This window comes from Streptomyces sp. NPDC002886 (genome assembly GCF_042888445.1).
In the GTDB taxonomy this organism is placed as follows: domain Bacteria; phylum Actinomycetota; class Actinomycetes; order Streptomycetales; family Streptomycetaceae; genus Streptomyces.
In genome coordinates this window covers 943463-962004 of the sequence record NZ_JBIAPV010000001.1, presented here as the reverse complement: position 1 = coordinate 962004, position 18542 = coordinate 943463, and the positions used below count along the sequence as shown (strand labels likewise).

Annotated in this window: 23 protein-coding genes and 2 pseudogenes; 6 read left to right on the top strand and 19 right to left on the bottom strand. The window is 70.9% G+C overall.

The annotated features are described in order from the left end of the window. Window positions 1-58 precede the first annotated feature (58 nt). Window positions 59-259 (bottom strand): hypothetical protein, encoded by a 201-nt coding sequence (locus ACFYYB_RS04345; protein WP_389433128.1) that lies wholly within the window; start codon window positions 257-259, stop codon window positions 59-61. 107 nt (window positions 260-366) lie between these two features. Continuing rightward, window positions 367-585 (bottom strand): hypothetical protein, encoded by a 219-nt coding sequence (locus ACFYYB_RS04340; protein WP_389433127.1) that lies wholly within the window; start codon window positions 583-585, stop codon window positions 367-369. Between the two features lie 274 nt (window positions 586-859). Here ACFYYB_RS04340 and ACFYYB_RS04335 point away from each other — a divergent pair, with 274 nt between their 5' ends. Continuing rightward, window positions 860-1060 (top strand): hypothetical protein, encoded by a 201-nt coding sequence (locus tag ACFYYB_RS04335; RefSeq protein WP_389433126.1) that lies wholly within the window; start codon window positions 860-862, stop codon window positions 1058-1060. 129 nt (window positions 1061-1189) lie between these two features. On the opposite strand, the pseudogene ACFYYB_RS04330 reads toward ACFYYB_RS04335, so the two are convergent. The 8 genes and pseudogenes from ACFYYB_RS04330 to ACFYYB_RS04295 all read right to left on the bottom strand — a co-directional run bounded on the left by ACFYYB_RS04330 (window position 1190) and on the right by ACFYYB_RS04295 (window position 5173). Further along, window positions 1190-1653 (bottom strand): annotated as a pseudogene (locus ACFYYB_RS04330) (hypothetical protein). 74 nt (window positions 1654-1727) lie between these two features. Continuing rightward, on the bottom strand, window positions 1728-1952 hold the full coding sequence (locus tag ACFYYB_RS04325) for a DUF397 domain-containing protein (protein WP_389433125.1): 225 nt from the start codon (window positions 1950-1952) through the stop codon (window positions 1728-1730). A 51-nt stretch (window positions 1953-2003) separates the two neighbouring features. Then, on the bottom strand, window positions 2004-2126 hold the full coding sequence (locus ACFYYB_RS04320; protein ID WP_389433124.1) for a hypothetical protein: 123 nt from the start codon (window positions 2124-2126) through the stop codon (window positions 2004-2006). A gap of 102 nt (window positions 2127-2228) precedes the next feature. Beyond that, complete coding sequence (locus tag ACFYYB_RS04315; protein ID WP_389433123.1) at window positions 2229-2441, bottom strand: hypothetical protein; 213 nt, start codon at window positions 2439-2441, stop codon at window positions 2229-2231. Between the two features lie 65 nt (window positions 2442-2506). Further along, window positions 2507-3266, bottom strand: a pseudogene (locus tag ACFYYB_RS04310) (helix-turn-helix domain-containing protein). Beyond that, window positions 3263-3784: a DUF6879 family protein gene (locus ACFYYB_RS04305; RefSeq protein WP_389433122.1), complete on the bottom strand. Its 522-nt coding sequence runs from the start codon at window positions 3782-3784 to the stop codon at window positions 3263-3265. The pseudogene ACFYYB_RS04310 and the gene ACFYYB_RS04305 overlap by 4 nt, the downstream one beginning before the upstream one ends. Further along, window positions 3771-3962 (bottom strand): hypothetical protein, encoded by a 192-nt coding sequence (locus tag ACFYYB_RS04300; protein WP_389433121.1) that lies wholly within the window; start codon window positions 3960-3962, stop codon window positions 3771-3773. The genes ACFYYB_RS04305 and ACFYYB_RS04300 overlap by 14 nt, the downstream gene beginning before the upstream one ends. A 110-nt stretch (window positions 3963-4072) precedes the next feature. After that, on the bottom strand, window positions 4073-5173 hold the full coding sequence (locus ACFYYB_RS04295; RefSeq protein ID WP_389433120.1) for an ATP-dependent DNA ligase: 1101 nt from the start codon (window positions 5171-5173) through the stop codon (window positions 4073-4075). Between the two features lie 75 nt (window positions 5174-5248). Between ACFYYB_RS04295 and ligD the strand changes: the two genes are divergently transcribed. Next, window positions 5249-6268, top strand: a complete 1020-nt coding sequence (gene ligD / locus ACFYYB_RS04290) for a non-homologous end-joining DNA ligase (protein ID WP_389433119.1) — start codon at window positions 5249-5251, stop codon at window positions 6266-6268. 13 nt (window positions 6269-6281) lie between these two features. Here ligD and ACFYYB_RS04285 read toward each other — a convergent pair whose 3' ends face one another. Further along, window positions 6282-7658, bottom strand: coding sequence for a S41 family peptidase (locus ACFYYB_RS04285; RefSeq protein ID WP_389433118.1), 1377 nt, complete (start codon window positions 7656-7658; stop codon window positions 6282-6284). 427 nt (window positions 7659-8085) lie between these two features. Here ACFYYB_RS04285 and ACFYYB_RS04280 point away from each other — a divergent pair, with 427 nt between their 5' ends. Then, a complete protein-coding gene (locus ACFYYB_RS04280) occupies window positions 8086-9012 on the top strand; it encodes an alpha/beta hydrolase (RefSeq protein ID WP_389433117.1) in 927 nt (308 codons plus the stop codon). After that, window positions 9009-10487, top strand: coding sequence for a DHA2 family efflux MFS transporter permease subunit (locus ACFYYB_RS04275; protein WP_389433116.1), 1479 nt, complete (start codon window positions 9009-9011; stop codon window positions 10485-10487). The genes ACFYYB_RS04280 and ACFYYB_RS04275 overlap by 4 nt, the downstream gene beginning before the upstream one ends. Here the strand turns inward: ACFYYB_RS04275 and ACFYYB_RS04270 are convergent. After that, window positions 10441-11208, bottom strand: a complete 768-nt coding sequence (locus ACFYYB_RS04270; RefSeq protein WP_389433115.1) for a TetR/AcrR family transcriptional regulator — start codon at window positions 11206-11208, stop codon at window positions 10441-10443. The two genes, ACFYYB_RS04275 and ACFYYB_RS04270, sit on opposite strands and share 47 nt — an antisense overlap. Before the next feature lie 100 nt (window positions 11209-11308). Here ACFYYB_RS04270 and ACFYYB_RS04265 point away from each other — a divergent pair, with 100 nt between their 5' ends. After that, window positions 11309-11557, top strand: coding sequence for a WhiB family transcriptional regulator (locus tag ACFYYB_RS04265; protein WP_389433114.1), 249 nt, complete (start codon window positions 11309-11311; stop codon window positions 11555-11557). A gap of 19 nt (window positions 11558-11576) precedes the next feature. Here the strand turns inward: ACFYYB_RS04265 and ACFYYB_RS04260 are convergent, their stop codons facing one another. From ACFYYB_RS04260 to ACFYYB_RS04235, 6 genes are all read right to left on the bottom strand, one after another. Further along, complete coding sequence (locus ACFYYB_RS04260) at window positions 11577-12260, bottom strand: hypothetical protein (protein ID WP_389433113.1); 684 nt, start codon at window positions 12258-12260, stop codon at window positions 11577-11579. After that, window positions 12257-13408, bottom strand: a complete 1152-nt coding sequence (locus ACFYYB_RS04255; RefSeq protein ID WP_389433112.1) for a hypothetical protein — start codon at window positions 13406-13408, stop codon at window positions 12257-12259. The genes ACFYYB_RS04260 and ACFYYB_RS04255 overlap by 4 nt, the downstream gene beginning before the upstream one ends. Further along, on the bottom strand, window positions 13401-13712 hold the full coding sequence (locus ACFYYB_RS04250; RefSeq protein WP_389433111.1) for a hypothetical protein: 312 nt from the start codon (window positions 13710-13712) through the stop codon (window positions 13401-13403). Before ACFYYB_RS04250 ends, ACFYYB_RS04255 begins: the two co-directional genes overlap by 8 nt. A gap of 72 nt (window positions 13713-13784) precedes the next feature. Continuing rightward, the gene (locus ACFYYB_RS04245; RefSeq protein ID WP_250740814.1) at window positions 13785-14756 is read right to left on the bottom strand and encodes an acyl-ACP desaturase; all 972 of its coding nucleotides are present in this window, start codon (window positions 14754-14756) and stop codon (window positions 13785-13787) included. Between the two features lie 166 nt (window positions 14757-14922). Beyond that, a complete protein-coding gene (locus ACFYYB_RS04240) occupies window positions 14923-15171 on the bottom strand; it encodes a hypothetical protein (protein WP_389433110.1) in 249 nt (82 codons plus the stop codon). A gap of 70 nt (window positions 15172-15241) precedes the next feature. Beyond that, a complete protein-coding gene (locus ACFYYB_RS04235) occupies window positions 15242-16093 on the bottom strand; it encodes a helix-turn-helix domain-containing protein (protein WP_389433109.1) in 852 nt (283 codons plus the stop codon). Window positions 16094-16304: 211 nt separating this feature from the next. On the opposite strand from ACFYYB_RS04235, the gene ACFYYB_RS04230 reads away from it, so the two are divergent. Then, window positions 16305-16772 carry an ATP-binding protein gene (locus ACFYYB_RS04230; RefSeq protein WP_274550398.1) on the top strand — a complete coding sequence of 156 codons (468 nt, stop codon included), beginning with the start codon at window positions 16305-16307 and terminating at the stop codon, window positions 16770-16772. A 73-nt stretch (window positions 16773-16845) separates the two neighbouring features. Here ACFYYB_RS04230 and ACFYYB_RS04225 read toward each other — a convergent pair whose 3' ends face one another. Beyond that, window positions 16846-18486: an ABC-F family ATP-binding cassette domain-containing protein gene (locus ACFYYB_RS04225; protein ID WP_389433108.1), complete on the bottom strand. Its 1641-nt coding sequence runs from the start codon at window positions 18484-18486 to the stop codon at window positions 16846-16848. Window positions 18487-18542 lie beyond the last annotated feature (56 nt).

Below are 18542 nucleotides of genomic sequence, written 5' to 3'. Positions count from 1 at the left end.
ACTGATCAAGGGCACGAAGAAGCCCCTCTGAAGAGGGGCGCGGGCACTTCGGTCGCGGCTAGGCGTCGTCCTCGTCGGTCTCTTCGGCCTCACCCTCGGTGGCACGGCTCGCCTCTTCGGCCGCGATGCGCGCCTTCCTGGCCGCGATCTCGGCGTCCGCCTGCTCAACGCTCATCGGGGGCCGCCCTCCCCAGCCTTCCAACAACTTCTCCCGCTCGATCGCTTCTTGCACCTGACTGCCCAGAACGCTGTCAGCCATCGCAACCATCCTTCTGCCGTAGTGGATCTTCCACGGCAGCGTGACAGACGGCCCGCCCGCCCCGCAGTGACTTGCGAGATATCAGTCCACAAGGGTGATCACGGCGATCACGGCGGTGAGTCGGCCCAGGTCTCAGGGCCTCCCCCACGCCATTCGAAGAGCGCTTCGTCAGTGAGGTTCACCGCGTCCGGGTCAGGGTGGCCGGCTTCCCGCAGGAACTCGACCACGTCACTCGCCTGATAGGCGGTCCCGAGGATCTGCCCGTCGTAGCGGACCTTGCGCCACCCCCGCTCGTCCGGCGGATACACGATTACGCGTCTCTCCATGGCCCCCAGCCTCCGGCAGGGCCGTGTCACCCGCATCCCGACCTTGAAGGAGGTTCCCCATGGCCAAGCGCGGACCAGTCCCCAAACGTTCCGATGAGCTTCTCGGCCATCATCCGAAATCCCGCTACGTGGTGCCTGGTGGTACCCCGGTTGCTATCCGTGTTTGGCCGCCAGCCTGAACTCACCCCGAGGGCTGGTGTAGCCGCCACATGCACACCCACCCAACCCGACGCGGGGCCTGCGTGCCCTGCGTGAACGAAGGACGAGTGATCCGATGACGAACGAAGCCCTGCTCCCTCACCTGGCTTACGCCAATGTGTCGGAGGACCGGCACTACCGTGTTTGGGTTCACAGCGTGGCCTTCGACCTTGCCAACGGTGTGCCGATCCCGGACAACACGAACTACGAGTCGTGCTTGGCCAAGACGCCCATCGAGCTTGAGCGGCTCTTCCGGTACGCGTGCGCAGACGGTTGAGACGACAGAAGCCCCGGCTTCCCTTGAGGGGAGGTCGGGGCCTTTTCGTGTTTGCAGTTGAGGCCTCCGCGGCACGGCCGGCAGAGGCAATGACCTGCGGTGTTCCGCGAGGTCCCCTCTCAACTCGTCCTAGCCCAGCGGGCAGGGTAAACCTGGTTCGGCGCGGTTCGGGGAACAGGTCACCAGAGCGACGGAGTGGAACACGGTGCCGTTGAGGTAGTGGCCAAGGGATACGTCTCCGCCCCACGTCAGCCGCTCCACAGCGGATCCGACCAGGACCACTAGGCGGGTTACGTCCCGCTCTGCTTCGGTGGCGAACCGTGGTGCGAACTCTGAGAGTTGGAGGCCCAGCCATTGGCTGGCCTCCTTCGGCTCCCTCCACGTCCCTCGGACCGTGGAGGGCGGCTTCATCAGCCAGTGGGCCGTCTGGATCGGCGGCATACCGGTCACGGGGAACTCGGCTACAGCCTGCCGGTACCGGTCGATGACCTCTTGCGGGCTTCCGGCACTCGGTGGCTTTCCAGGAGGGCGCCGGACACCTTCCTGTCGAAGTCCTGCTTCTCTCCGAGCCATGCGTAGCCGTGGTGGTGCACTGCTGCTCCGTTCCGAGAGATGACGACGGCCCCGCCCGTCGGCGTAGAGGGCGGGGCCGTCAGTTCAGGTGGTACTAGGCGGAGAGGTCGAAGCGCGCGGGGTCGATGCCCGCCGCGTCCAGTTCCGCCCTGGTGAAGCGCAGCGGCTCCGCGTCCGGCCGCTTGCTGTCACCCAGGGCCCAGGCGTCGGGGCCGATCTTGGCGAGGGTTACGCAGGCCTCGCCGTCGGGGTGGGTGTTGCCTCCGCACGCCTTCGAGAAGGCGGCCGTGTCGATGTCGAGCGTGTACAGGTCGGTCATCGTTGCCCTTCCTGATCTGCTTGACGGCCCAGTGAGGCCGTCTCCCGCCCCCTAGCGGGCGGAGGTCTCCGTGACACTCATGGCCTCGGCTATCCGCTCCACCACGTCAGCGGGCAACATCCCCAGGTGCACGTACGGGAGGCCGTTGTAGGTGACCGTGGGGCCGTATGCCACTCCACGCCGACTCCGGTACTCCGAGGGCGGCGAGTGCTGCCCGTATCGCTTCTGAAGCGTCGGTGGCCTTCGCCCGGCCATCCCGCCAGGTCTGCATCTCCATCAGGCGGCCACGGCCTGCACGCTCGGGCACTTGTTGTGCCTGTAGCTGACGGCGGGCGCACCGGACGCACGGTCAACGACAGCCCGGCGGACGGGTTCCAACGGCCCGACCTTGCGCTTGCAGGCCGAGCACTCGTGTCCGGGCGCAAAGGTCAGGTACTCCCACGCGCCCCGGTCGTACTCCGGAACCTCTGCCTTCTTGGTCCTCGCCATGTCGCACCCCTCGCGGTCGCCGTCGCTGCGTCGGCAGCAATAGTGACCAGGGCAGATCAGCGTTCCTAGCCTGTTTCCTGTTCCCTCAAGAATCCGTCTCGGATGCTCTCGACGAGGTTCCGCATTCCGTCGCCCGACAGGGCCGAGCTCTCGAATCCTTCGAACTTGCGGACGTACATTTCCACGTCTCGCGGATCGGTTACGACTATCTCGGCGTGGACGGTTTCGACGGTCACCATCCGGTTGTCACGCCAAGCGGGACACGGAGACGATCCGGTCGAGCTGAGCGGCCATCATCTGCGGGGAGACGATCCGCCACCGGAGCACGGGTTCGGTAATGACGAAGCGGAGCTTCTTCGTGCTGTCGAAGAGGACGGCTTGGCGCTCAAGCCGTCCTCTGATGGTGCGGGTGAGGGCGTCTTCGCTCAGGTCGTGGCGCTGGAGGATGGCCCGGATGTACTCGGGTGTCTGAAGCAGCCCGGGTACCAGGGCGGGCTGGAACAGCCGCAGTACAGCCATCTGAGCTTCCAGGGCCTTCGCTGCCTGCTGGCCCTTGTGGATGCCGGCTCGCTTGAGGAGCCGCCAGGCTGTGGCTTCCGTGGTCGCTGCGCGGGCCGCTTCCGTGTACTCGGCCTTGATGGCCTCGGACACCCCGAGGGCCGTGAGGATGCGTTCAACGTCCGTGGCGCTCGGGAGGAGGTTGGCGTTCTCAATCTTCGAGAGCTTGGACGGGGACATGAGGGCGCTACGGGCGACCGCTTTGGCTTCCTTGCCGGATGCCTCCCGCAGTGCCCGCAGCGCGGCCCCAAGCTGTGCTTTGTTCACTCGCCGTACTTGGCCCACCAGTCGGTGAACGGCTCCGCTTGGGCGAGTGCCGCTTCCCGGTAGGCGACGTAACCGGCGGCTTCGTCCTGCGTGAGAACGTCAGCGCCGAGGTACCCCCCGGCATCGTCGTACCGCATGACCGCCGTGTCCTTGGAGTCGAAGAGCCAGAAGTCTGGTGCAGCTTCGAGAGGGTTCGGGGCGTCCGTCACATCGAGGATGAAGAACTCTTCCCCACCGGTCATGTTCGTCCGGTAACCCCAGCCCAGCTCGAAGCGGAGGTACTCCGTGAGAGGCCGCTTGAGGACGTGCACGCGGTACACCCGCTTGCCCTCGTGGGCGAGGCCCCGGAGTTCTTCGATCCATCCGTCGTTGTAGCCCTCCGGCTGCTCCTGACCAGCCTGGAAGGCTCGGTACGCATCGACGTTCCCCGAGCCGCTGTAGTCGTCCAGGGTCTCCAGGCGGAACGCCTCGTGCTGGAACCGCTCGAAGAGTTCGGCGAGGGTGCTAGATGAGGCCATCGGCAATGGCCTTCTTGATCAGCTCGACGGGGATCTCCACGAGGGTTTCGTGAGCGGGAATCTTGAGCCCGTGGTCGGTGGGCGTCTCACCCTGGACGAGGAGCGTGCCCCTGTCGGTCGCGTAGATCGTCGGGCAGTCCTTGAGGTCGCAGGTGCTGATCAGCTTGGTCACCTTCATGGCTTCCGGTTCCCCTCTCCCGTGCGGATGGAGTGCCGCGTTCGATGCTCCCGAGCCAGAGTCACCAGGGTCAAGGGATCACGGTTGAGAGAGCGGGAAACCGGGTGTGTCTATGTGTCCTTCAAGCCGAGGACTTCGTCCAGGTCGTAGCCCACTACTTCCTCAAGCTGATCGTAGGTGCAGCTCTCGGGGGTGCGGTCGGGCCGCCAGCGGCGCCACCGGGCCGTATGCCGGAACCTTCCGGGACCGCTCGCTTCTTCTCCCTCTATCCGGTTGGTAAGGGTGTCGTACGCGACCTCGCAGACCCACTCGGGGCGTAGCGGGACCCAGGACAGGTCCTTCTTTCCGGTCCAGCGGCTCTGTGCGCCGGGCAGCCGGGCGCTCTGGTGGGCGGACTCCTCGGCCCAGGCGGCCCACGGGTGGCCCTGGGGGTCGGGCATCCGGAGGGGCTCGAGTTCGTCGATCAGCTCGGCGCGGCGCTTCATCGGGAAGGCGGCGCAGACGCCCACGTGCTGGAGCGTTCCGTGGGCGTCGTACAGCCCCAGGAGCAGTGATCCGACAATCGGACCGCTCTTGTGGAAACGGAAACCCGCGATGACGGCGTCGGCCGTACGCTCGTGCTTGATCTTGAACATGAGGCGGGCATCGGGCCGGTAGGGGAGATCGAGGGGTTTGGCGACGACCCCGTCGAGCCCGGCGCCCTCGAATCGTTCGAACCACTGCCGTGCGAGCGCGGGGTCGGTGGTCGCGGGCGCGAGGTGGACGGGGGGCCGAGCGGTGGAGAGCATGTGGGTCAGGGCGGCGCGGCGGTCCGCGAGCGGTGTGTCGAGGAGCGCCTCGTCGCCCAGCGCGAGCAGATCGAAGGCCACGAACGAGGCCGGGGTCGTCTCGGCGAGCAGTTTCACCCGGGAGGCGGCGGGATGGATCCGCTCGCTCAGCCGGTCGAAATCGAGCCGCCCGCCCTGGATGACGACGATCTCGCCGTCGACCACGCAGCGGTCCGGGAGGTTGGCCTTCAGGGCCGTCACCAGCTCGGGAAAGTACCTGGTCAGGCTCTTGCCGGTGCGGCTGCCGAGCTCGATCTCGTCACCGTCCCGGTGGACGATCGCGCGGAATCCGTCCCACTTGGCCTCGTACTGCATGCCCGGTGGGATCGCGGACACGGATTTGGCGAGCATCGGCTTCACGGGTGGCATGACCGGCAGATCCATGTCTCCGATTCTGGGGCGCCGCACCCGGGCCCGCTCGGTGTGCGGGTCCGCGCGGGTCCGCCTACCGTGGCGCACATGGGTGCAGCGGGCAAGGCGATCGAGCTGGAGGTGGGCGGCCGGACCGTCCGCCTGTCCAGTCCGGGCAAGGTGTACTTCCCCGAGCGCGGTCTCACCAAGGGGGACGTGGCCGCCTACTACCTCGCGGTGGCGGACGGGATCACCCGCGCCCTGCGGGACCGCCCCACCACCCTGGAGCGCTTCCCGGACGGGGTGGAGGGGGAGTCCTTCTTCCAGAAGCGGGCTCCGAAGAACCTGCCCGACTGGATCCCCACCGCCCACATCGCCTTCCCGAGCGGACGCACCGCCGACGAGATCTGCCCGACCGAGCCGGCCGCGGTCCTGTGGGCCGCCAACCTGGGCTGCCTCACCTTCCATCCCTGGCCGGTCCGGCGGGAGGACACCGACTGCCCCGACGAGCTGCGCATCGACCTGGACCCGCAGCCGGGCACCGACTATCACCACGCGGTCGCCGTCGCCCACGAACTGCGCGTGCTCCTGGAGGAGTTGGGCCTGCGCGGCTGGCCCAAGACCTCGGGTGGCCGCGGCCTGCACGTGTTCGTGCCGATCGCGCCGCGCTGGACCTTCACCGAGGTCCGCAGGTGCGCCATCGCGATCGGCCGGGACCTGGAGCGCCGGATGCCGGGGAAGGTCACCACCGCCTGGTGGAAGGAGGAGCGCGGCGAGCGGATCTTCGTCGACTACAACCAGACGGCTCGCGACCGCACCATCGCCTCGGCCTACTCCATCCGTCCGCGCCCGCACGCCCCGGTCTCGGCGCCGCTGCGCTGGGACGAGCTGGACGAGGCGGAGCCGCGCGACTTCGACATCGTGACCATGCCGGCGCGCTTCGCGGAACTGGGCGATCTGCACGCGGACATGGACGAGCACGCCTTCGCGCTGGACGCCGCGCTGGAACTGGCCGACCGTCACGAGCACGACCACGGCCTCGGCGACATGCCGTACCCCCCGGACTACCCGAAGATGCCGGGCGAGCCCAAGAGGGTGCAGCCGAGCCGCGCGAAGCACGAGGACTGATCGGCAAGACGGCCTAGGCCCGGGGGAGGCGGCGCAGGGCGGCGGTGAAGGCGGAGTCGCGGCGGGCGTCGAACTCCTCCTGGGTGAAGACCGGGGTGCTGACGTCGACCGGGATGCCCGGGCCGTCGAAGGTCTTCCCGGTACGGGTCAGGAACTGTTCGTTGGGCAGGCCGAGTTCCCAGCCGTTGGGGAGGGCGCGGCCGAGGACGTCGGAGAAGACCCCCTGGGTCGGCTCGCCGATGCGTACCGTCCGGCCGGGGCGCTCCAGCAGGGCCTGGGTGAAGGTCTCGCCCGCGCTCATGGTGGAACCGCCGGTGAGTACGGCGACCGGTCCGGTGTAACGGGGGCCCCGCGCGGGCCGGACGTACAGGGGTTGCGGGCGGGTGAACCGGCCGGCGTCGGCGGGGTCGTTGCGCACGCGCTTGGCGTAGGCGAAGTACGGGCGGTCCGTGAGCCGGCCCGCCAGGCGCAGGCCGAGCTCGTCGGAGCCGCCGCCGTTGATGCGCAGGTCGATGACCAGTCCGCGCAGGCGGCCGGTGCGCTCGGCGGTGAAGACGGTGTTCAGGACGCGGTCGAGCTCGGCGCTCTCGGAGGCGAAGTCACCGCTCTCGGTGTAGCCGCCGAAGCCGGAGAGGCGAAGGTAGCCGCGGCCGTCGGGCAGGTCGGCGTAGGAGATGCGTCCCTGGGCGAACTCCCGCGGGGCCCGTCCACCGAGGTCCACCTCCTGGATGTACGCCTTGACGCGGGTCTCGAGTTCGAGGGTGGGGATCGTGGTGCCCGGGCGGCCCTCGCCGAAGAACCGGTCGGCGCCGTCGGAGAGGCGGACGTGTGCGTCGTGCAGCGGGGCGAGCATCTCCTCGAAGACGGCGAAGAGTTCGTCCTCGGTGGTGCCGGCGTGCACGCGGGGACGCAGACTCTCGCGTACCGCGTCCCAGTCGACGCCCTTGGCGGCGAAGAAGGGGTAGTTCTCCGCGAAGGTCTGCCAGAACGTGTCGAAAGTGGCGACCGGGTCCGCGGCGGGGCCGGGCTCCTGGGCCTCGCGGCAGCGCTCGGGCAGGGCGGTGACACGCCGGGTCGCGCGGTCGCCGACCGAGCCTTCGACGTGCACCGATCCGGAGCGCACGGTGAGCACCTCGCCGTCCTCGGTGGCGTAGCGGAAGGCCGAGGAGCCGCCGCTGTCCGGTACCCGCCGCGCGCTCGCGCCGGGCAGACAGCTGATCCCGGTGACCTGGTACTCCTGGAGGCGTCCGGACTCCACGCGGAGCACGGTGCCGTAGCCGTCGAGCCGCCAGATCCCGACCGGGCCGGCCGGCCCGGTCGGTGCGCGTCCCGAGGCGGCGGTGGCGGCCGCGGCGGGGCCCGCGGTGGTGACCGCGAGGGCGAGGAGCACCGCCGCCGCCGGCCGCGCGCCGGTGGCGCATGCCTCTCCGTGAGCGAGCGCCCGTACGTGTACCTGTACCGGTCATCGTGCTGTCCCCGTTCGCCGACGTCTTCCTTGACTCGGACCAGGATCCGGGGTGTCCGGGGGCCGGGGACATCCGGCGGTCCACCCGCCCCGGGTGGGGCTACCCCCCGGCCGCGGCCGGACCGCCCGGCGAGGACGGTCATCACATTCCTTGATGCGGGAGGAAGTTCGTCCCGGTTTGCGGATCGGCGTCGTCTACCTTCGTGGGCGGGGGCGGCCCTGCCCGGAAGCCTGCTCGTCCAATCCATCCATAACAACACGAACGATCGTGCTAATATTTTGCCCATCATCCTGACCAGCCAGCGTTCGGCTGGCCACTCTGAGGAGATCCGGAGAACCGGGCATGCACCCCATGGCTTCACTCCTGAGCACGACCCTCAACATCACCGCCCGGGTCGCCCCGGGCCCGGTCGGGCGGGTGGCGTTCGCGCTGTTCGTACGGCCGCTCGGCCGGCCGAAGGTGAAGCCGGGCGAAGCGGAGGTCATGGCCCGGGCCGTGACCGGGCGGCTCGTCGTGGACGGGATACCCGTGACCACGTACCGCTGGGGCGACGGCGACCGGCCGGTCCTCATCGTGCACGGCTGGACCTCGCGCGCCTCGCGCTTCGCCGGGTTCGTCGAGGCGCTGCTGGCCGAGGGCCGCACCGTGGTCTCCTTCGACGCGCCCGGCCACGGGGAGTCCGGCGGCCGGGCCACCACCATCCTCCGCCAGCGCGAGATCATCCGCCGACTGCACGAGCGGCACGGGGAGTTCTCGGCCGTCCTGGCCCACTCCTTCGGAGTGGTGTCCACCTTCTTCGCGCTGCGGGACGGGATCCGGGCCGACCGGATCGTCGGCATCGGCGCCATCGCCGACTTCGACTTCCTGGCCGAGCGGTTCCGCGCGATGCTGGGCGTGAACCAGGCCGTCGAGGACGCCATGCGGCGCCACGTGCAGCGTCGGCTGTTCCCGGCCGAGCCGGACATCTGGCCCCGCTTCGACGCGTGCCGCAACCCCGAGGAGATCCCCTCGGAGATCCTGCTCGTGCACGACGCGGACGACGACACCGCCGCGCCCGGCCAGTCCCGCGCCCTCGCGGCGGCCTACGGGGAGCGGGCCCGCCTGATCGAGACCAGCGGACTCGGCCACCGCCGCATCCTCCTCGACCCCGAAGTCATCGCGACCACCGTCGAGTTCCTGAGCGCGACCCCCTCCACGACCCCCTCCGCAGCCCCTTCCGCAGTCCCCTCCCGTACCCGTACGGCGAGCCCGGCCGAGACCGCGGGAGCCACCCGATGACCTCCACCCGCCCCGAGCCCACCGTGCCCGCGACCGTCCCCACCGCCGCCACCGCGGACCCGGCGGGACAGGGGCCCGGGGGCGCCCCCGATGGCGGCCCCGGCGGCGGGCGGGTGCTCGCGCTCGCCAGCGCCGTCACCTTCCTCGCCTTCCTCGACGCCACCGTCGTCAACGTGGCCTTCCCCGACCTGCGCCGGGCCTTCCCCGAGGTGTCGCTGGCCCGTCTGACCTGGGTCGTCAGCGCCTACGCCGTACTGTTCGCCGCCCTGCTCGCCGCGGCCGGCCGGCTCGCGGACACCCTGGGCCGCCGGACCCTCTTCCTCGGCTCGACCCTCGCCTTCACCCTGACCTCGCTCGCCGCCAGCGCGGCCCCCACCGCCGACCTGCTCATCGTGGCCCGCGCCCTCCAGGGAGCGGCCGCCGCCGGGATGATCCCCGCCGCGCTGGGCCTCGTACTGGCCCACACCCCGCCCGCCCGCCGGGCCGCCGCGCTCGGCGCCTGGTCGGCGGCGGGCGGACTGGCCGCGGCCGTCGGCCCGAGCATCGGCGGACTGCTCGTCGAGTGGTGGGACTGGCGCGCCATCTTCCTCATCAACGTTCCGCTCGGCCTGGCCGTCGGCTGGGCCGCCGCCCGCGTCATCCCCCGGGAGCCCCGCACCGGGCGCCGGCTCCCCGACCCCGTCGGTACGACCGCCCTCGCCCTGGGCATCGCGGGAGTGGTGGCCGGGCTCTCCCAGGGCACGGAATGGGGCTGGACCGACCCGAAGGTGCTCGCCCTGGTCATCGGCGGCGCCCTCGCGGGCATCCTCGCGCTGCGCCGCTCGCGCAGCCATCCCGCCCCGGCCGTCGACCGGGACCTGTGGCGCGAGCCGCTGTTCGCCCGCGCCAACATCGGCGCCCTGCTCTTCGGCGCAGCCATGTACGCCTGGCTGCTGACCGGCCCGTCCTACCTCATCGAGCGCTGGAACTACTCGGTCCTGCAAGCCGGCTTCGGCGTCACACCGGGCGCCGTCCTCGCCATGGCCGGCGCGCTCGTCGTCGGGCGGCGGGTGCCCGCCCGTCTCCAAGGGGCCGCCGTCACCGTCGGATCGCTGCTCTTCGCCGCCAACGCCCTGCTGCTGTGGGGCTGGGTCGGGGAGTCCTCCTCGTACGCCCAGATCTTCCTGCCCGCCGGACTCCTCGGCGGTCTCGGCATCGGGATCGTGGTGACCGCGCTGTCCACGACGGCCTCGGCGGGACTCCCGCCGCAGCGCTTCGCGGCCGGTACCGGCCTGCTGATGACGGCCCGGCAGCTCGGCGGGGCGCTCGGCGTCGCCGGTACGGCGGCCCTGCTCACCGGGGCCGGTACGGGGGACCACTGGCGCGGAGTCTTCCTGCTGATCGCGTTCAGCGCGCTGGGCGCGGCGGTCGCGGGAGCCTCGATGCGGCTCAGCGGTCCGGCGAAGCCGGCGGCACGGACGCGGCCGGGAGGCTGACGGCCGGGGCGTCGCCGGCGGAGAAGCCGGCGACCGGGAACGCGAGTACGGGCGGCCGCTCCGGGAGTTCCTCCGGGGCGGCCGTCGCCGCGCGCAGCCGGGCGAGGATGCCCCGAGCGGCCCGGTCGTAGGCCGTGGTGTCCTCGTGCAGCACGGAGTGGGCGTTGGCCAGCTCCATCATCGCCATGATCTCGAAGGCGAGCTGCTCGACGTCCACGTCCACGTCCACGTCCGCAGCCGGGTCCGCGGCCCCGGCCGGCTCGCGGAACCCGCCCGCCAGCCGGGCCTCGTCCAGCAGCCGCTCGATGTACCGGCTCCAGTCGGCGCGGATCGTGGCGATCTCGTCGTGGACGGGGCCGGGACGGGAGTCGAACTCGGCCGAGGCGGAGTAGAAGAAGCAGCCGCCGGGGAAGACCCGCCGCCCGGAGTAGCCGAGCCAGCTCTCGCACAGCCGCCAGACCTTGGCGAGTCCGGCGGGCTCGTCCCGTACGGGCCGGACGACCTGCTCGACGAAGACGGCACGGGCGGCCTGCACCGTGGCGAGCTGCAGCTCCTCCTTCGAGCCGAAGAGGGCGAACACGCCGCTCTTGCTCAGCCCCAGATCGGTGGCGATCTTCCCCAGGGACAGCCCTTCCAGGCCGTCCACCGAGGCGATGCTCATCGTCCGTTCCAGGACGGTCCGCCGCGTCTGGTTCCCGCGCTCCACGCGTCCGTCTGCCATGCGGCCATGGTACCGAAGTCATCGCACGCACGGTCGTTCACTCTGTGCTGTTGATCAGGCGTTGATCGGACGTCCATCACCGCCGGACAGGCTCTGCGGCATGTCGATGAACACCACCGATACCGATACCGCCACCCCGGCCTGGTACGAGCTCGCCCTCTGCGCCCAGACGGGCCCGGGCTTCTTCTTCCCGGAGCCCGGCTCCTCGCTGCGCGACGCCAAAAGGCTCTGCGGGGCCTGCGAGGGACGCAAGCCCTGCCTGGACTACGCGCTGAACAACGACGAGCGCTTCGGCGTCTGGGGCGGCCTGTCCGAATCCGAGCGCCAGGCCCTGCGCCGCCGTCCCTGACCGCCTGCCCTGACCGGCGTCACCCCAGCAGTTCCAGGATCCGCGAGGTCCCGCCGCCGCCCGGCTGACCGGGCGGCCGGGGGCTCGGATCGGCGAAGGCGATCGTGTGCGCGACCGCCTCCAGGATGGCGGCGTACGCGTCGGCGTGCTCGGTGGCCGCGCTGGTGAGGTCGAGCAGGAGCAGGTGGCGTCCCTCCGGATGCGCGGTGACGGCCCTGGCCTGGAACAGCCCACGGCCGCCGGTGCCGGGCACGGGGAGGACCCCGCAGACGAGGGCGCACGGGAGGCCCGAGGCCAGGTCGAGGAACCTGCGCGTGGCGCCGTTCCCGGGGGTGGCCCGGGCGAGCGCCAGGGCCGTGCGTGCCACGGCGGCCCCGGCTCCGGCGTCTTCGGCGGGCCGGGCGGCGAGGGAGAACAGCGAGGTGGACACGGTCTCGGGGCCCTCGGGGTGGAGGCCGACCGCGCTGTGGAGCAGGTGCAGGCCGGGCTGAGCGGCGAGTGCGTCGAGGCAGTCCATCAGTCGGCCGAGCTGCGACCCCGCACCGGCGGCGTTGCCGTCGCCGAAGCCGACCGCTGCCTCCAGCGCCGCGGCGACCTCCTCCAGGGCGCCCCGGTCCCCGGGGCCGATGTCGTGGAAACCGGGAGGCAGCCGGAACCAGACGGGCGGAACGGGCGGGTACGTCACGGCTGTCCTGGTGGTCACGGCTGCACCAGCGTCCACAGCCGGGCCGTCTTCGCGGCCGTCGACGGACCGTCCTCCACGACGAGACGGGTACCGTCCACCGCCGTGGAGCCGCGGTCCACGGACTCGTCGTCACCGGTGTAGTCGGCGGCGGCCGTGGCCGCTCCGGTGGCGGCCACACCCACCGCCACCCGCTCCCTGACCTCGGGTGTCGAGGACCGCAATGCCCAGGCGGCGAGCGGGCTCTCCACCTTCCGCAGCTCGTCCGCGGTGTTCCACGTCGTACGGGCGAACGCGCCCGCGCCCGGCGAGACTCCCGCCAGGGCTCCGGCCTCCGGGATCGCCATGGCCGCGCGGGCCGCGACCGTACCGGCCCGCGCGCCCGAGGCGACCGCGGCCACGCCCGGAACGGCGCCGAGACCGTCGCCGAGCAGGGTCACGCCGTTCTTCCAGAAGGCGGCGTCGAACTTGCCGCGGGTCAATCCCTCGGTCAGCGGCTTGCGGAAGCCGGGGTCCGCGAGGTGCGCGGTCAGGGCGGCCAGCGAGAGCCCGCCCGCGACCAGCATGACGGCCATGCCGGCCGGCGGGAAGAAGAGGGCGACGGCCGCACCGGCGGCTCCCAGAATGGCCGCGGCGTTGGAGAGGGCGTCCGCCGGATCGTTGACGATCTTGTTCCAGACGGACTCCAGGATCCCGGGCTCCTTCGGCGCCAGCCGCTCCGCCGTCGCGGTGAGCGTGTCCGCCACCCGGCGGGCCGCCGCCGAGTGCTCCGAGGCCAGTTCGCCGGCCAGCCGGCGGGCGTCGGTGCGGGCCTGGTCGGTGGTGGCCGAGGCGGCCCGGGCCGCGTAGTCGTCGGCCAGGGTGCGGTGGGCGGCCAGCGTGTCGTGCCAGCCGCTCAGCCGCCGCGCCGCCTCCGCCAGTGAGGTGTGGGCCGCGTGGAGGTGGCGGGGCAGGTCCCGTGACAGCGTGGCGCGGAAGGCGGTGGCGGCCTCGCCCTGCCAGGACGAGCTGTGGGAGACCAGGGCGTCGACGACACGGGAGGTCTCCGCGAGGGAGCCGGCCGAGGAGCGGAGCTTCCTCGCCAGGGCCCGTACGGCCTCCGGGTTGCCCGGGGCGGGATCGAAGCCGAGCGCGGCGTAGCCGGCCGAGGCCGCGGGGGAGTCAGCCACGGGTGGCCGCCGCCTGCCGGAAGGCCGCGCGGATGGCCTCGTCGAGCTCGGCGTACTCGGCGGCGCTGCGGCGCACGCCCTCGCGGACGGTCTTGATCCGCCCGGCGAGCTCCTTGGTGCCGTGGCCCCATCTCGCCTGGAAGCCGTCGCACGCCGCGTCGAGGTCCGCGGTGCCCAACTGGTCGGCCCGTACGTGCTCCAGCTCCCGCCGGGCCTCGCGCAGGGCGGCCAGGGAGGTGTCCAGGGCGTTGCTGAGGCGGGCCAGCTGGTCGATCTCGACCTGGAGCGGCGTCATGACGGTCATGACGAGAAACCCTGGCAGAGCGGGGCTCTGCCAGGGCAATCGTCGTCACCCGCCCGAGCGAGCGGAAACCGGTCAGGCCTTGCGGGCCGCGATGCGCGCCGCGCGGGCGGCGAGCCGCTCGTCGAACTTGCGGGCCTCGGAGTCCAGGCCGTCCATGAAGAGGCCGAGCTCTTCCTGGGCCTTCTGCCCGTCGGGGCCGAGGCCGTCGATCTCCATGATCTTCAGGAAGCGGATCACGGGGCTCAGCACGTCGTCGTGGTGGATCCGCAGGTTGTAGACCCCGCCGATCGCCATCTGCGCGGCCATCCGCTCGAAGCCGGGCATCCCGTGTCCGGGCATCCGGAAGTCGACGACGACGTCCCGCACGGCCTGCATCGTCAGGTCCGGAGCGAGCTCGAAGGCCGCGCCCAGCAGATTGCGGTAGAAGACCATGTGCAGGTTCTCGTCCTGCGCGATGCGGGCCAGCATGCGGTCGCAGACCGGGTCACCGGACTGGTGGCCGGTGTTGCGGTGCGAGATGCGGGTCGCGAGTTCCTGGAAGGCCACGTACGCCACGGAGTGGAGCATCGAGTGGCGGTTGTCGGACTCGAACCCCTCCGACATGTGCTGCATCCGGAATGCTTCGAGCTTGTCCGGGTCCACGGCGCGCGAGGCCAGCAGGTAGTCGCGCATCACAATGCCGTGACGGCCCTCCTCGGCGGTCCAGCGGTGCACCCAGGTGCCCCAGGCGCCGTTGCGGCCGAAAAGCGAGGCGATCTCGTGGTGGTAGCTGGGGAGGTTGTCCTCCGTCAGCAGGTTGACGACGAGCGCGATCTTGCCGATCTCGGTCACCTTGGACTGCTGCGGGTCCCAGGCTTCGCCGTCCTCGAAGAAACCGGGGAAGTTCCGGCCGTCGCTCCACGGGACGTACTCGTGGGGCATCCAGTCCTTGGTGACCTTCAGATGGCGGTTGAGTTCCTTCTCGACCACCTCTTCCAGCGCGAACAGCAGCTTGGCGTCCGTCCACGCCTCCGAGCTGCCGAGGTGGGGAGAGGTGATCGTCACGGGTACTCCTGAGTGCAAAGAGACTTACCTACGGTTCCGTAGCCTACGGAGTCGTAGGTTAAGCGCGACATCAAGACCAGCCAAGCCCCATGGGGACCTCTGTCCGGTTACATCCCGTTATCCGCGCAGTTTGAGGGGGGTGTGGAGTGGCCTGAAGGGACTAAAGTCACGCCAGCAGGTGGTCCGCGGCTCCCGCCTTGACGGCCGAGATCAGCGCACGGAGCGCGTCGATCGAGTCGGTGACGTAAGTCCCGGACCCGGTGGTTCCAATGTACGCCTGCCCCTCGGCGTCGCGCCCGAAGCGGAAGCAGTTGGCCCCTTCGCTGCAGAATGCCTCGTCCCAGGCGATGCCCGCCGTCGCGGACGGAGTCGCCAGGGTGGTCGTGTCGGTCGGGGTGGCGGTCGTCGTGCCCATGTCGTTCTCTCGTCTCCTCGTCGGATCCGGCTCGGTGGTCAGTCGGCCGGCCGGTCGGCGGTCGGCCCGGTCAGAGGGGCTGTGCGATGGCGCGGATGAAATCGCGGGAGTCGCGGGCCGGCAGCGCCAGGGAGCGCAGCCGCTCCAGCAGGCCCCGGTAGCGGAGCAGCTTCATCTGCGAATCCAGCAACATCGAGCCGTGTGAACTGTCCAGCTGCACCGTGTCCAGCTCGCTGATCGTGGCGGCCGCGTATGTGAAGGACTGGCCGGCGCCGGGGAACCCGCCGGCGGTGAACGGAATCACGCGCACGGTCGTACGCGCCCGCTCCGACTGCTCCAGTATGTGGTCGAGCTGCGCCCGCGCCACCTTCGGACCGCCGAACTGCATGCGCAGCGCCGCCTCGTGCACGACCGCCTCGTACAGCGGTGGTGCCTCGCGCGCGAACACCTGCTGGCGGTGCATCCGCAGGGCGAGCCGCGCCTGCAGGTCGGGCTCGGGCAGCGGTGGGTCGGCGGTGTCGAAGACGGCCCGCGCGTGCGCCTCGGTCTGCAGCAGGCCGGGTATGTGCGTGGTCACGGCGGTGTGCAACGCGACGGAGTGGTGCTCCAGTTCGCAGATGTCCAGGAGGGCGGGCGGCAGCATCCCCCGGTGCTGCTCCCACCACCCCTTGTCGCGCTCCTGGGCCATCGAGGCGAGCAGGTCGACCAACCCCGTGTCGGGGCAGTCGTAGTTGAACGCGAGAGTGCGGACACGCTCGGCGCCGATCGCGATCCGTCCGGATTCGATGTTGGGGATCCTGGTGCGGTCCACCCCCATGAGCGCCGCGGCCTGCTGCACCGACATGCCCGACTGCTCGCGGAGTTTGCGCAGCTCGGAGCCCAGGCGCTGCTGGCGTGCGGTCGGCGTACTCCTCGGTGGCACGGGTCCCCCTCCTCCGGCCGGGGCATGCGGGAGTGCCCTCATGAGTCCGGAAATGACATGAGAAAACATCAAGTCGTCGTACAAGTAGTAGCACTGTGCACCACGTTGCGCTACGGTCGGTAGCGCAAGTCTCACACGGGGCGACGTCCAGCTCTTGTATGACCACACGGCGATCAGCGCTTTCGGCACCTCAGAACCTTGGAGCAGCACGATGACGGGCACTCTCCGTGGCCTGCGGTCGGTCCACGAGTTCCGGCAGGCCCCGCCAGGGGCGGAGAAACTGAGCTATTCCATAGGCCTGCCGGGCGGTGCCCACTGCGCCGGCAGCGCCCGGGGCGCCCTGCGCTCGCTGCTCGACCGGCACGGACTGCCCGACCTGTGCGACAACGCGGCTCTGGCCGCCTCCGAACTCGTGGCCTGTGCCTACCGGTTCACGCCCGACAAGGAGATGGTGCTCAAGGTCCGCTGGCAGTTCGACGCGCTGCGGATCGTCGTCTTCGACCAGCACCCCGCGCACTCCTCGCCCGAGGCGAGCGAGGAGTGCCGGCGGCGCCGCAGCCGCGGGATGTGGCTGCTGTCGGCGGTGGTCGAGGCCTGCGGCGGGGACTGGGGGCTCACCCCCGTACTCACCCCGATGGGCGGCACCAAGTCCTGGGCGTTACTGCCCTTGCCGCGCTAGCGCGGGACATCCGTCGTCCCGGTTCACCCGTGCGCAAACCGTCCCGGTTCACCGGTGCGGAAACGGTCCCGGTTCACCCGTGCCACAGCGACCGGTGGACCTCCTCGGCCGTCGTCGGTCGCAGCCCGTCGTCGAGCAGCAGCCACCGCGTGATGCCGATCGACTCCAGGAACGGCACGTCATGGCTCGCGACCACGAGCGCCCCCTCGTAGGAATCCAGGGCGTCGGTCAACTGCCGTACGGATCCCAGGTCCAGGTTGTTCGTCGGCTCGTCCAGCATGAGCAGCTGCGGGGCGGGTTCGGCGAGCAGCAGCGCCGCCAGCGTCGCCCGGAACCGCTCGCCGCCCGACAGCGTGCCCGCGGGCTGGTCCGCCCGCGCGCCCCGGAACAGGAAGTGCGCGAGCCGCGCCCGGATGAGGTTGTTCGTCGCGTGCGGGGCGAACCGTGCGACGTTCTCCGCGACCGAGCGGTCGTCGTCCAGTACGTCGAGCCGCTGCGGCAGGTACCGGGCCGGGACATGGGTCACCGACTCGCCCGACAGCGGGGCCAGTTGGCCCGCGATCGTGCGCAGCAGCGTGGTCTTGCCCGAGCCGTTGGCCCCCACCAGTGCGATCCGCTCCGGACCGCGCAGCTCCCACTCGCCCTCGATCGCGGCCCCGTGCACCGGGTGCAGCCCGCTCAGGGTGAGCACGCGGCGGCCCGGCGGGACCTGGGTGGCGGGCAGTTTGATCCGGATCTCGGCGTCGTCGCGCACCGCCAGTTCCGCCTGGTCGAGGCGTTCCTCGGCCTCGGCCAGCTTCTCGGTGTGCATGATGCGGTGCTTGCCCGCCGACTCCTGCGCCGACCGCTTGCGCGCACCCATGACGATCTTCGGCTCGCGCTTGTTGTCGTACATCTTCTGGCCGTACCGCTTGCGCCGGGCCAGCTTGGCGTGGGCCTGCGCCAGTTCGCGCTTCTGGCGCTGTACGTCGCCCTCCGCGACCCGGACCATCCGCTCGGCCGCCTCCTGCTCGGCCTCGAGCATCTCCTCGTACTGCGTGAAGTTGCCGCCGTACCAGCGGACTTCGCCGTCACGGAGGTCGGCGATCTGGTCGACCCGGTCCAGGAGTTCCCGGTCGTGGCTGACCAGGAGCATCACCCCGGACCAGGATTCGACGGCCGCGTACAGCCGGCGCCGGGCCCGCAGGTCGAGGTTGTTGGTGGGCTCGTCCAGCAGCAGGACGTCCGGACGACTCAGCAGCAGGGAGGCCAGCCGGAGCAGTACGCACTCCCCGCCCGACAGTTCGCCGGTGGTGCGGTCCAGCCCGATCCCGCCGAGCCCGAGCTGGTCGAGCGTGGCCAGGGCCCGTTCCTCCACGTCCCAGTCGTCGCCGACCGCGGTGAAGTTCGCCTCGCTCGCCTCGCCCGCCTCGATGGCGTGCAGGGCGGCCCTGGCGGTGTGGATGCCGAGCGCCTCGTCCACCCTCAGGGCGGTGTCGAAGGTGACGGTCTGCGGCAGCGTGCCGACGGTGCCGGCCACGGACAACTGGCCGTCGGTGGGTGTCAGTTGCCCGGCGACGAGTTTCAGCAGGGTGGACTTCCCGCAGCCGTTGCGCCCGATCAGGCCGGTGCGGCCGGGGCCGACGGTGAGCTGGAACCCCTCGAAGACGGGTGTTCCGTCCGGCCAGTCGAAGGACAGGTCGGAGCAGGTGACGAAGGTGGGAGCAGGACTCATGGAGGCCTCCAGGTTGCGTGAGTGGTGAGTGCAACGCGGGGGAGACACAGCGGACC